The following is a 14898-nucleotide window of genomic DNA, read 5'->3' as shown; positions in this document are numbered from 1 at the left end:
TTTTCTATTATAATTTAAAATAAATTAATTAAATATAGCGATAAAGAAGGAAATATATGAGTAAAAAAAGTAAGACAATATCGTTAAAGAAAAAAATTCTTACTTCATTTGGAGTTTTAACTGCTGGTTCAGCTATAGCTATATCAGGAATGTTTATCTATGCAAATAACTCAGATGAAGTGAATGGAACATATTCAAGTATACCTAAAAATAAACTGGTTAATGATTATTCATCCTTTAGAGTTAACGGAGAACTAAAACCAGAACTAACTATTCTTGATCCACTTAAAGAAACAGTTGTGGGTAAAGTTAGTGAAGATTACACCGAGTTCTGATTCGAATCTAATCCAAGTAAAAAATATACTTTTGATGAATTTTTCAATATTTATTACCAAATTTACAATGAAAGTTTTATATTGGAAGTTAAATATGGAAGTTTTAGTTTCTATGATGAATATGTTTTAGCTGTGAATCCTAAACAATTTATTGAATTTACTAAATGATTCATAGATAATGTTTCATGAGGGCCTGATTTATTAACACTTAATTCATTTAGAATTGTACCCGGAGTTGAACAAAATGGTAATGCAATTACTTTAGGTTCACACTCAACATTACATAAGGAGTCAAGTGAAATAAAATTCTTCCCTGACGCTTTCTTTGGTTCAATGCCAATTTACTCAATTTTAAGTGGTTCAGGAAATGCTAACGACTCATTAACATATTCAACCTTTAGTAACCCAGAGTCATTGGAAAAGGTTAATGAATTTTTAAGTAATATTCCTCTAGCTACTTCGATCAAAAATGCCAGAGAAGGACTTATTAATAGTTCTTCTTATTTAGGTGTCACAATTCCAGAAAGATTAATAGGTAAAGAGTTTTTAGTAATGCTTTCTAGAAATTCTAGACCCAATGAATTAAATTCAGTTAGATCATTAAGTGATTTTATAGTAGTTAATTCCGATATTTCAGATGAAGAGTTTAATAGTTTAATAAACAAATTATCTCAAACAGATCCTACTGCAAGCAACATAACAAAAGCTGATTTTAAACTAATGACTGTAAAAGAGGTTTCTGTTGTAAACGATAAAGTTGAAGCATTAAATGTAATTTTTGAAGATAAAAGTTTAACAGATTCTAGAAGATACTATCAATACACTCTTAAACCTGGTGTATCAAATGATAAAAATATAATTTCTTACAACACTTTTAGAACAACTGTAAATAATACAATTGAACATTTCTATGATTTTTATGATGTACATGAATTTGAAAAAGAAACTCTAACTATTTATACTCCTTCAAATACTTCAGAAAATATTAGATTTTTCAGAAATAGAATTGAAGCTATAAATTCACTAAAAGAATTTGCTGATTATAATAATCTCGAAGAAAACCTAAAAAATAGAATTCAAAATTATACAGTTGAAGAAATTAGAATTGACAGAAATGAATTTGGTTCTGCACAAAAAATTAATTTTAAATTAAAATCAAATGATAATGAAATCCGTTGAATTATCTTTGATATCAAAGATATTGAAAATAATAAGAACATAAGAGAACAATTTGATCAAATTAAATCTGCAATCGGTTATAATGGCTCAATTAATCCAATAGCTGTATCGGCTTCTTCAGAAGATACAACTTTAGTGGATCAAAACGGAAATCCTATTAAAGGTTTAGCTGCTAGAAAATTCCAAATCTATAATGAAGCATATGCAGGACTTTTTGATGTTATGGCCAAAAAATATCCTCACTTATTAAAAGATAGAACTGGACCACATGTAGTTAAAAAATTAAATGATAAAGGATTTTTTGAATATTTTATTGAAGAGGGAAATTATAAAGGGTTTAGTGACCAAGACAGAATTGGTCTTCCTCTATTATTGTCAGCTTCGATACCTAATTATGAAGGTATTTCAACAGACTTCTTAAAATATGTTGCTACTCATGAATATGGTCACCATTATACGCTTGAAAAAGGACAAGCTTGAGATTCACCAAATAATGCTGTTCTAATTGGTGGACTTTCAACTCGTGGTGGAGCATCAGACTCATCATATTATTCAGCTTATGCTTTAAGAAATTATTTATATGCAAGAACAAACCTAGACTTTGACAGAATAAATACATCAGGTATAGTTAGTGAAACTGGTGAATTTACTAGATTTAAGTACATCAAATCTGGTGGTTCAATCGCTGTTGAAAGTTATGCAGACATTTGAGGAACAAATAAGCAAAATGATGAAGTAGGTAATGTAATTGACAATCCAGAAAGACGTTTCTTGCAAAACTTTGAAGGACTTGAAAAAGCTGCTAAATTAAGAGGTGTAAATTTAGGTGATTTATTTATAGCTAACTCATTTGATTCTGATTCAGGAACCTTAAATCCTTATATTGAAGGTGAAGCTAAAGTTTTTGTTAAAGAGTTAGATGAAAATGGAAATACAACATTTAAAGTAGGTAATGTTAAAGCTGCAAATATTGCTAGATATATCACTGATGGAATGGGTAATTCATTAGAAGGTATTCTTGAAGTTAATGAGGAACAAAATACAATTTCAATAAAAGTGGTTGAATGATTAAATAATGATCCTAAAACTAAAATTGTTACTAAAGTTAACTTGTTAAATAAAGACAATACACCAGCAATTTCAATTCCATTAAATGAGGAATTAACTAGTGATGAAATAGCTGAAGTAAATGCTCTTGTTGCTGAGATAACAAAGATTTTCCAACAGCTAATTTACACAAGATACTACGAAAGCGGCTGAAATAATTCAAATACCTCTCTTGGTGGTAAGACAAAGGTATCATTAAGAACTCTTAGTGGCGAGTTATCAAACCCAGTTTATAAAAGAAATTTAGTTTATAGAAATCAATTATATGAATTTGATCCTAAAACAAACTTTTTAGAACAAACAAATAATGGAATCACTAGAAATACTTATCATAATTTAGCTTTAAGTGGGGATGCTTATAGTGAAGCCGAAAACATCTTTAACAGCAGTAGACAAACATCACAATGAGGAAGTGTTCATGAATCCTCGGGTGTAGGAGTTAGATTAGCTTTTGTTGAAAATTCAGGAAGTAGTTATAAAGTTAAGTCTAAATATACAACACCATATGTGTCAGATTCAGAATTTTTAAAAAGTTCTTATGATGCAAATGCTAACATATTGAATAATTTAAAAGACTTTGCTGAACGTACTCCTTATGGAAAATTTAGTTACTCATTACAAACAAATTTAGCAAACTATTTTGGTTTCAATGACAAGTCAATTTTAACCAATAACCCTAACTCATTTGTATCATCTAAATTACTTTCGTATGTAGATTCTAACGGATATTTAATTCCTGGAATTGATTATGAAGATATCTTCGCAAATAAACAAACTAACAAATTGCAAGCAATTGTTATAAATCCATTCAGTCGTTCTTATTCAGGTATTATCGACAATCTTTTTGAATCGTTTAATAAACGTTATCTCAAAGATGTTATAAATAATAAAACTGAAAACAGAACAAGAAAAGGACTAACATTTAACACTCTTGAAGAGTTATTTGCTTACACTTCAATAGATTATAAGAAAGCAATTAAAGTAATTAACGAAGATAAAACTGTATCATACAACTGAGATATTAACTATGTAAAGAGTAAATTTGATTTTGAAACATTTAAAAATGCTTTATTAGCAACAAAAAATGATACAAATTCATCAAAAATTGAATTGATTTTAAGTAGTGAACAAAATATTGCTAACGAATTAATGTACCGTTTCAGACATAGTAATTTATTCTTAAGTGTAGTTGATTTTAATCCTGCAACAGATTTAATTTCACATGAAGCGATCTTCTCTAAAGAGTATGGAATTGATATTTTAGAACCTCAATTCAGCGAAGGTTATGTTGATAACAAAGAATTAATTAATGAGAAAACTAAATACAAATTTGATGTTGAAACCCTTCAACAAGCTATTTATGATTATGTTCTTAAAGTAACTGAAGATTCTAAATATGTTGTTAATGTTGATACATGAGATTTATATACATTTATCGGAAATAGTGTATTTTTCAAAGATTTAGGTCTAGGTAATATTACTTATGACTCAATTATTACAACAAACTTCTCAAATGGAACTCCTACAGTTGATGTAACACAATACAATGCAACTAGAATTGAACCGTTATTAAATGATAAATTCACTGACTATATTTATTCATTAGCAGAAACTCTAACTCGTGATTATGTTCAAACAACTTATATTGCTAACACAAATAATTTTGGTAATTTACCAAGTTTCTTAAACGGAATTAATGAGGCAACAACTGGTCTTGATTATGTTGTTGATGCTACTAAATTAAGTTTTTGAAATGATCGCCTTTTAGATCATGCCAAGACTAATAGAGCAATTTATGATGCCTTAATATCTTCAAAACTAGATGATTACTACAACAATGAGTTAGTTATTAAAATTTTTACAGAATATAATACTAAATATTTAGAATATCGTGCAGAGTGAGAACGTCTTAAAGAAGAAATTGAAAAATTCGAAAAAGAGCATGAAGGACAACCATATCTAAGAGATCCTAAATATAAAGAGTTAAATAATCTTAAGGACGAGTATGCACTAAAGATGGTTTCTGTAATAGGTGAGAAGTTTGAAAAAACTCAAGTTGTTAGAGATGAAATAATCAAAGATCTCAAAAATCCAGAGATTTTTAGTGGACAAAAAATGTCTAGTGTAGAATCAAGAGAATCTTCATACTTTGGTAACTTTATAAGTAAATCAAATGGTTTCTTTAAAGATAGATGACAAAAAGAAAAAATCGGAATGGAATTATATGATGAAAATCTTAACGAAGTTATCGATGAGACTATCAGACTAAAAGATTTTAACGGCGAAAAAATTACAAGTAGACCTAAAGCGTTCTTTATTTCTCAATTAATGAACTATGGAGTTGGAAACAGAAATATCGCTGGGGTATTTAGAAATAAAGATTATGATGCTGTTGCAATGTATGGATTTATCGAAAATAAATACGCAGATAAGATTAAGAAAATTAAATTTACTGATGTTAATACTAATGAAATTAAATATGTTAATGTAAATATTAATTCAACAAATAATATTTTCTATTTACAAAAGCAAAATGATGCTTCATCTAAAGTAACTCTTCATGATTTAGGATATTCTACATGAATCAGTGATTATGCAATTATGGCCAAATATAGAGATGCATTACTTTTACCAAAACATTCATATTACATGGAATTTGTTGATGAAAACAATCAAGTAGTGACTCAACTTAATTTAGGAGATATATCTAGCTTATCTGAAAATGGTAAAGATTCATCACAAGCACCAATTTACATCAGTAATGAATTAAACAAAGATAAAGAAAAAACCGGTAAAGTTATCATTTCGGTAAATCATCAATTTAATATATAGGAGGACTAAGTGAAAAAAAATATTAAATGAAAATGACCATTATTAGCAATCGGTAGTGTAACTATATTTAGTTCTCTTGCTACACTTGTTTCATGTAATGATAATAAAAAAACTGAGTTAGATAAACTTAAAGAAATTTATGGAATTAACACTTCTAAAAATTCATCATTTATTAAATATGATTTTGGTTTAGCCACAGAACCTATTAATAATCTAAACTATATTCGTTATAAATCAATGGATAAAGTACTTCCTTCATTAGTTGACTCATACCTAAAATCAGGACCAAATGCACAACTTAAAAGTGTAATTCCTACTAATCAATTCAACTTTGTTATGATGGATGTAATCGAAGCAGATCAGTCTTCAAATTTTGATGATTATTACAAAAAACTAAATTCAAAATTAGAAACTGAAGATGGTTATGGTAATGTTCTAGGTCAATGATATGCAGTAGATAACTTTTCAATCGTTGGTGGTTTAGGAGCTCCTACAATCGGTTCTGATGTTAAAAAAAGTGCTTCTATGTATGCATTTAGAAACCCAAAAAATCAAAATAATTACATGGCGATCACAGGGAATTTAAATGAGTACAAAAACAAATGAAGTAATGGTGATTATGTTAATGCTTCAGATCTTAGAGATTATCTAGAGTACATTTTAGACTTAAATACAGGTTCGCAAAAATTAGATACTATTGTTAAATATAGCTTCAGAGCCGCTGATGAATTTCTTGCGGCTCAGAGAGAGTATAGTAAATTATTTAATACTTCATATAAAAACCCTTGAGGTCGTAGAAAATATATTTATAACAACGAACTAGGAAGATATATTCAAGATCCTAACGATATCCCATGAAAAAGTCAAGTTAGTGATTCAAATGGTAATCCAATTGATTTAGATGCAATTGAAAAAATAAAACAAGCAGCATTAAAATTCGGTTTTTATACAGGGCAGTATTTTTTAGATTTTAGCAATGAAGAAATTGCAAAATCACTACATTTAAATCCAAATTTTAATCCAAATTTAGATGTTCAAGATTTTATACTGCTCACTAAAGATGCTAAACAAGTACAAATTAAATTAATTAAAAATCAATATGTTAACCCATATCAAAAATTTGAGTTTAATAATAATCGAATTGAAAGTAAAATTAAAACTTTAAGTTACAATCAATTTGGTTTTACAGCAATTTTTGATGAGAATAAAACTCCTGATCTTTCATATTTACTTTTTACAATTCTTTCAAACCTTTATCCAATCAATCGTGCTTATGTTGAAACTCAAGGTGAAGGAATTGAAAAATATGGTTCAGATCCTAAAAAATTCTTAACTACTGGACCATTTTTAATAGATGATATTGTACTTGGACCTCAAGGATATATTGATTTAGTAAAAGATAAAGACTACTTTGATGCTTCGAATACAATATCGAATAAAATTAAAATTTTATTCTCAACTGATAAGAATATTAATGCGACATTTTTTGAAGATGGAATTATCTCTCAAACATTTATACCAGCAAATAAAATTACTGGTTACTGATCTGATCCATTATTTAAACAATATTTGAATAAAAACCAAGGTTATGGAACAATTGCTTATGGTTTTAATTTAGATAATGAAACTAATACAAATGGTTATGTTCAAGATCAAGATTTACGTAATGCTATTTATTTTGCTATTGATCGTGAAGATATCCTTAAATATGTAGGTTGAGATTTCTCATTCCCAGTTAATACCTGAACTGCTTATGGCCAATATAAATCTTTTGATGGAAAAAACCTTGAAATGTTCTTTAATGGTTTAACATCAAATGCTAAAAATAACAAAACTTTTGACTTGCAAAATTACGAATATGTAATTCACCTTTCAAAAGCGTTTAACTTTGAAAAAACTCAACGTAAAGATATCGCATATGATTTAGAAACTGCTAGATATTATTTAGATAGATTTAAGGCTAAACACCCAGATTTAAAAGGGATAACTTTAACATTCCTAAATAATTCAACTGATGAGCAGAAAAAAGCAGGTCAATTCCTTAAAGAAAAATTAAATGCTGCCTTTAACGGATATATTAATATTGAGTTAAAAAGTTTACCTGAAAATACTTTTGTAAGCTTTATTGAAACAGGTAAATATGACATTATCTACCAAAACTATGACAGAATTGGTGGAAACGGACCTTCTGATTATATTGGTGCATTCTTTAAACGTGATGAGATTGATTCTTTAGGGCAAAAAAATATCGCATTTAAAGATAACCCTGTAGGTTCATTCATTTATGCAGATTACATTTCTAATTTAGTGTTGGAAAAATTAGTAAATCCAGAGACTAATAAAACATTAACAAAAATTGAAGTTTTAACTAAAGATATTAACAGAATAAGAGAAATTATTGAAAGTAATTCGGAATGAATAAACTTAATTCAAAGACCTGGCAGAACTAAAAATAAATTACTTTTAACAGAATTTAGTCAAACCAAATCTAAAGAAATTACTCAAATTCTAAAAGAAAAATATGTCGATTACTCAAACTTATTTACAAATGAATATGTTTCGAATTTAATTCTATACATATCAATAATTCTTAACAAAGATTCGCTTAAACTTGATAATATCTCTGGGTTAACAAACCTAAAAATTGCAAAAGCGTTCAACGAATACATATTCAATAAATTTGGTATTGAAAAAATTGTAGAGTTAACTACTGATACTAGGGAAAGACTTAACTTTAATCAAGTTAAACAATCAGTCTCAGGAAAACAAATTCCTGATTACTGAAGAAAATTCATTGATTTAAGTTATCAAAGAAATGATGAAACTCTTTCAGAGTACACTTCAAGACTCAATGCATTCTTCTCAGGTAACTTAACCAATGAGGAAAACAGCGAAGGATGAGATCAGGCTCAAATTTACACATTTATTGGTTCGATTGAAAAAATTGTTCGTGATGCTGCTCCAGTAATACCTTTAATGGAAGTTGATACAAACTGAGAAATTACTAAAGTTGGTGGTGTAGACTCACTTTATCGTTTTGCACTACAATATGCATATGATTATACTAACCCACCACGCAGTGGATTGCCAAGAAGAAAGGATGGTTAATAATGAAACTAAACAAAAGAAATAAGATTGATCAAAATCTAATTTTCTTCACAAATAAAAGAACTGAAGAACTTAGTTTGAAACAGAAATTAGTAGCAATCGACTCGCCATTATTAAACATATTATTTAAATTTATTAAAATTATTGTTGAGTTCTTCATTATTGGAGTTATTGTTGTATCAATTACATTCTTCTTAATTAATGCTGTTCCAGGTTCTAATACAATTACTGCTGGTTTAGATCAAGAAGCAAAAGAAGCTATTGAATCTAAATACGGACTTAATTTACCAATTATTCAACGTTATTTTATGTATTTAGGCAACTTATTTAAAGGAAATTTTGGAGTTTCTTTATCACTTTTTCCCGCTAGAGAAATAAACGATTTTATTTGAGAGAGGTTTTATAAATCATTCCTAGTTGGTATTTGATCAGTATTTTTAACAGTTGTTATTGGTATTAGTATTGGTATTTGAGTTGGTAAAAACCCTAATGGAATGGTAGATAGAATCTCAACTGTGCTAGTTTCTATTTTCTCATCTGTTCCATCAATTATCTTTGCTTTAGTTTTAGTTTTTGTTGGAAGATTAGTTGGTTTACCATATATCTTTAATGATAAAGATTTTATAACTTACATCTTACCTGGATTTGCTCTCTCGCTTGGAAGTATCATTGTTTATATCAAATATATTAGAACTGAATTAAACCGTGAATTAAATTCAGTACATGCTAAATTTGCATACTTAAAAGGTTTAAGCAAGAATCGTTTTGTTTGAAAACATGCTTTAAAACCTTCTCTTTTCCCAATCGCAACATTCTTTCCAGCTGTTATCTTTGGTTCATTTATCGGAAGTATTTTTATTGAGCAAATATTCTTTATTTCAGGTTCAGGTGCAACACTTCTTCAAGCAATTCAAACCAAGGATTATAATGTAATTTTATTCTTGATAGTTATGTTCGCAATTCTTACAATTCTTTCATATGCAACTCGTGATATTCTTTATGAAGTTATTGACCCAAGAATTAGAAGAAGAGGTAAATAGTTATGAGTAATAAAAGATTTGATAAATGATTTGAAAAAATCAAAAATCGTCAAGAACTTGGTCCAACAAATACACTTAATAAAGATCTTGCTCCTAATCCAATAACTAAACCTTTTGAATATCAAGCTTGAAAAATTGTTGGAAAAACTTTTGATTATCACAATGATTTACATCTTGGTGCTCAAACAAAAGTTTTTAAGGAATTTGTATACCGTTTTGCACATGGTTTTGGTGGAGTTTTTGCAATTATTACAATTTTTGTAATGATCTTACTTGCACTAATTATTCCCTTTACAACTCAAGATCCAAACGCTTCATTTACAGATGCAAAAAACTTGATTTTCAATCAAACTGATGATCATGGAATTTATCATATTTTAGGTACTGATGATATCGGTAGAGATTATTGAGCTAGACTATGATGAGGTCTTAGATACTCTTTAGCATTAGCAATTGTATGTACTTTTATTGAAGTTGCCATTGGTTTAACAATCGGTATTATGATGGGACAATTTGAATTATTTGATAAAATCATGACTTTCATAATTAAAATTATTTCAGTTGTACCAACTATTATTATCCTTATACTAATGACAATTATTGTTTCGCCAAGTTTTTGAGTTATTGTATTCTCACTTTCACTTACATCTTGAAGTGGAATGGCAAATCAAATCAGAGCACAAGTTAAAAGAGCGAAATATTTCGAATGAGTTAGTGCTTCTAAAGTTTTAGGAACACCTACTTATAAAATTCTAAAAAATTACATTCCAGTTATTTTACCTATTTTGATTACTCAACTTGTTTTTTCAATCCCTGGCGTTATTCTTTCAGAAACTAGTTTAGCATTTATTGGTTTAGCCATTGATGATGTTCCAACATTAGGTAATTTAATTTCTGAAGGTCAAAAAGTGTTCCCTACATATTTAAGATATGTTTTTGTTCCATCATCATTCTTGATTTTAATTACAACATGCGTGCAATTAATTGGTTCAAATATTCAAGATGCTCTTAGAAGACAAAGATAGGTTTTTATGAACAAGAAAATTATTAGTAAATTTAATGAACTTAAAAAGAATTTAAGTTGAGAATCATTAAGACAATTTAGAGGTAAAAAATCTATTAATCTTGAAGAATTTTACAATCAAGCTGAATTTCAAGAATTTAGCGATGGAACAAAATTAAAAATTGCAGCAGAAATTAAAGATATTCATCTCTCATTTCTTAATCCAGCACGTCCTGGAGAAAAAAATAAAGTACTTCGTGGGCCATCACTTAAAATTTATGAAGGAAAGGTACACGCAATCATTGGAGAGTCAGGTTCAGGAAAATCAGTTATCACTAGTTTACTTTATGGACTTACAGGAGATAATGCAGTTATAGATTCTGGTGAAGTTAAACTTTATAATCATAACGTTGAAAAATTTACTGCTAAACAGTGAGAGCGTTCACATTATCGTGGAACTGTAGTCTCTGCTGTATTTCAAAACCCGATGTCAACATTAAATCCAACAATGAAAGTCGGTGAGCAAATTATCGAGGGAATGTTGCTTAATAAAGTTGTTAATAACCGTAAAGAGGCGTATGAACGTGCAGTTGAATTCCTTAGAATGACTAAAATAAATGATCCTGAAGCAGTCATGAAACTTTATCCTCATGAGATGAGTGGTGGTATGATTCAACGGGTAGTTATTGCAGCAATTGTTGCTCTTGAACCTAAAATTTTAGTTATGGATGAACCAACCACCGCACTTGATCCAACTGTTCAAGCCTTAGTGTTAGATATCATTAAAGAATTACAAAATAAACTTAAACTTTCTATTGTATTTATTACCCACGATATTGGTGTAGTTGCTTCAATGGCCGATTATATCTCTATAATGTATGCAGGACAGATTATTGAAGAAGGTACAGCTAGAGAAATTCTAGAATATCCACAACACCCTTACACTTGAGGATTAATATTAAGTATGCCTGATGTAAACAAGGAAAAAAGACTTTCAACTATTCGTGGAAGTGTTCCATCAAACTTAAATAATATTGTTGGTGAAGCTTTCGCTGTTAGAAATGATTATGCGCTAGGAATTGATTTTGTTGAAGAGTCTAAATTTTATTTCAAATCTGAAACTCATAGAGTTAAATCAGCTCTTTTAGATGAAAGAGCTGAAAGTTACCAACCACCTAAATTAATTCAAGAAATGTGAACTAATTATTTAAATAAAAAGGATAAATAATTATGAATAATACTTATCAAGAAAAAACCAAAAAGTTTGGATTATTAACATATACTACAACACGTGTGCAAACCAAAGGTGTTGAAGAGATGTTAAAAAGTGATGATAAACAAGAAGAATTAGTTACATTAAGAAATGTAGATATTACTTATGGACGTGGTTCAAAATCATTTAGAGCTGTAAGTGATTTAAACTTAAATATTTATAAAGGTGAAGTTTTAGGTTTAGTTGGCGAATCTGGTTCTGGTAAAAGTACGATCGGTAAGGCATTAGTAGGTTTAGTTCCTTATAGTTTTGGAGAAATTAAGTTACTAGGTAAAAAAATACCAAATAAACTAACTAGAGGCTTTAAGTTTGGAAAAAAACTTAAAGAATATAATGAAGTAGTTAACTTTCTAGTTAACAAAGTTCAGATGATTTTTCAAGATCCTGCAAACAGTTTAAATCCACATATTAACGTTGAAAGTGTTGTTTCAGAAGGATTAAGTAATACTAAAAACTCAAAAGAGATTTATCTTTATAATAAAGATCAAGAATTTCAAAAAAATGTTTACGATTTAATTGACTCTAAAAAATATCCACAATTTTATGGTGAATATTTAGAAAAATTAAATGTTAAAATAGCCACAAATGAAGATATTGCATTTGAAGAATTTTATAATGTATTTCTAAATGATATAGCAAAAACAAAAGGTTTAGAGGAAGCGACAAAATTACTTAATGAGTTAAAAATTAAAAGAGAAGAACTATCAAAATTAACAGAAAATCAATGTAAAAGAATCTTAGTTGTAGAAATTCTTAAATCAGTTGGTCTTGATGAATCTGTTTTACCACGTTATCCACTAGAATTCTCGGGTGGTCAACAACAAAGAATTGGAATTTCTCGTGCTGTTGTACTTCGTCCTCAATTACTTGTTGCTGATGAACCTATTTCAGCTTTGGACGTATCAATCCAAGCTCAAGTTGTCAATATATTCAACGATCTTAAAGATAAATATAATTTAACTATTCTTTTTATTGCACACGATCTAAGAATGGTTGAATATATCTCTGATAGAATTGCTGTAATGAATAAAGGTAGAATTTTGGAAATAGGTAAAACTGAAGAAATAATTAATAATCCACTTCACCCATATACTAAAGCTCTTTTAGAAGCAGTTCCTTCAATTCATGGCGATAAAGGTAGTTTACTAGGATATCAATATGATATTAATATTCATAAATATAGTGAAAATAACCAACCTGAGTGACTAAAAGTAAATGAAAACCATTTCATTTTAGCTACTAAAGAAGAATTAAAAAAATGAAAAAATGGTGAATATGAATAAATTTGAGGGTTTTCTCTCATTTTTATTTTCAATCGTAAAATAGAAAAGTCATGCGACCATTAGCGCATGACTGTTTTTATTTATCGGGTCTTTTAGTAAAATAATAGTGAACAAAAAATACGAAAGGACCCAATATGATTATAGCAAATATTAAAAATTCTCTTGAAAAAGTTGTGTGTATAAAAACTAAACAAAAACATCTTCCTAACAATCATTATTTGATAAAGAATTCTGATGAAGAAATTAGGTTATTACATTCGAAAGTCTTAAAAACAAGACTATTGAAAGAGAATCAAATGAGTATTCTTCATTTTAATGAATGTTTAAGGTTAATAGGGCAAAATAAAACCATTTCTCAAGTTTCAAACATTGTAAGATTTCAACCAAAAACTATTAAAAAACTATTAAAAATTTCTGCAACAAATCAAGGTGATTTTGTTAAGAAATTTAAGAAAGTTTGTCGCAATTGCGACAATTATATTAACTATGTTAACTATATAGATTTTAATTTGTTAGCTGAACATTTGATATTTTATAGGTCAAGAAGAACTAGACTTCACTCAAAAACTATTCAAAACAAATGAAAAGATTTTATTAGATTTTGAAATGAAGAAGTTGACTATTTTAGAAAAAATCGATTTAGTAAGGATTTTACAAAAAGAGCCATAAAAGTTTCTGCTAAAGCACTTGTTAATAAATTTAAAAAACATTACCCTGATAGTCCTTGTCCTACGACAAGCACTGTATATAAGTGCTTAAAGTCAAATGAGTTTTCATTATCTATAGATATTTTGCAATTTCTTTCGGTAGGAAAATACCGAAAGAGAACTCTTAAAACTCAAAAAAGTTCTCTTAAAAATGCAATTCCAATTCATCAAAGACCTGAGGAAGCTAACAATAGAACTACAGAAGGCCATTACGAACTTGATACAGTTATTGGTAAACGTGAGGATAAGTATTGTTTAGTTACTGTTTTAGATAGAAAATCTAGAAGACTCTATTCAGTTAGGTCACTAAAAACTTCATTAGCAGTCAAAAAATCATTGATTAAAATTATTGAAAATAACGCATTAAAAATCAAAACTTTAACAATTGACAACGGCTCCGAGAACGTGTTGTTGCACGAAGTTATTAATCAAAACAATTTATACAAATGTGATGCATATTGCTCATATCAAAAAGGTTCTATCGAGAACATTCATAGACATATCAGAAGATATATTGCTAAAGGTATTTCAATTGACAAATTTTCTGATGAACAAATTCAAATAATGATCAATAGAATTAACGAATATTTATTACTTATCTCAAAATAATATTGAAAAAAATTTAAAATCGGTCATGACCGATTCTTTTGGTGTGCTTTTTTATATAAAAAAGCAATATAATTATAAATATTTAAGCACTATTGTACTTCAAGCTCTTTAAATAAAAATAATGGTCGCATGACTTTTCCACTTTACATTTTATTTTCAATTAATAAATTTTATTATATAATAAGTCCATAATTTAAAGATGTTATAGAGGAGCTTTTAACAATAGTAGATAGTCCAGCAGGCGTGCAATGACACTATTGAAAGGGTATAAAGGCCGAAATGATTTTAATGGCAATTAAAATTGTTGATAAAAAAGCATAAAAGATTTTTATTCTTTGGTAAATCCATTGGTGCTATAACTTCGTTAAACATATGAAATGTATAATTCATAAGTTTTGCGGAGATATAAACCGTAAAACTTT

The 14898-nt window shown here is 28.3% G+C and carries 7 protein-coding genes and 1 riboswitch; all 7 genes read left to right on the top strand.

Annotation, left to right across the window (positions count from 1 at the left end; all coding sequences use genetic code 4):
* Positions 1-56 precede the first annotated feature (56 nt).
* The 7 genes from EXC66_RS02230 to EXC66_RS02200 all read left to right on the top strand — a co-directional run bounded on the left by EXC66_RS02230 (position 57) and on the right by EXC66_RS02200 (position 14476).
* Complete coding sequence (locus EXC66_RS02230) at positions 57-5453, top strand: PDxFFG protein (protein WP_006886748.1); 5397 nt, start codon at positions 57-59, stop codon at positions 5451-5453.
* A 9-nt stretch (positions 5454-5462) separates the two neighbouring features.
* Entirely contained in the window at positions 5463-8561 is a 3099-nt protein-coding gene (locus EXC66_RS02225) for an ABC transporter substrate-binding protein (RefSeq protein ID WP_006886747.1), read from the top strand.
* A gap of 2 nt (positions 8562-8563) precedes the next feature.
* The gene (locus EXC66_RS02220) at positions 8564-9601 is read left to right on the top strand and encodes an ABC transporter permease (protein ID WP_006886746.1); all 1038 of its coding nucleotides are present in this window, start codon (positions 8564-8566) and stop codon (positions 9599-9601) included.
* A 2-nt stretch (positions 9602-9603) separates the two neighbouring features.
* The gene (locus tag EXC66_RS02215; RefSeq protein WP_006886745.1) at positions 9604-10626 is read left to right on the top strand and encodes an ABC transporter permease; all 1023 of its coding nucleotides are present in this window, start codon (positions 9604-9606) and stop codon (positions 10624-10626) included.
* Positions 10627-10632: 6 nt separating this feature from the next.
* On the top strand, positions 10633-11832 hold the full coding sequence (locus tag EXC66_RS02210) for an ABC transporter ATP-binding protein (protein WP_006886744.1): 1200 nt from the start codon (positions 10633-10635) through the stop codon (positions 11830-11832).
* Between the two features lie 2 nt (positions 11833-11834).
* Positions 11835-13160 (top strand): ABC transporter ATP-binding protein, encoded by a 1326-nt coding sequence (locus tag EXC66_RS02205; RefSeq protein WP_006886743.1) that lies wholly within the window; start codon positions 11835-11837, stop codon positions 13158-13160.
* 134 nt (positions 13161-13294) lie between these two features.
* Positions 13295-14476 carry an IS30 family transposase gene (locus tag EXC66_RS02200; protein ID WP_129622350.1) on the top strand — a complete coding sequence of 394 codons (1182 nt, stop codon included), beginning with the start codon at positions 13295-13297 and terminating at the stop codon, positions 14474-14476.
* A gap of 197 nt (positions 14477-14673) precedes the next feature.
* Positions 14674-14840: riboswitch (Lysine riboswitch) on the top strand.
* The last annotated feature ends 58 nt before the right edge of the window (positions 14841-14898 follow it).

The sequence above is a fragment of the Mycoplasmopsis anatis genome (assembly GCF_900660655.1).
Taxonomy (GTDB): Bacteria; Bacillota_I; Bacilli_A; order Mycoplasmatales; family Metamycoplasmataceae; genus Mycoplasmopsis; species Mycoplasmopsis anatis.
This window is presented reverse-complemented; position numbering and strand designations above follow the sequence as displayed.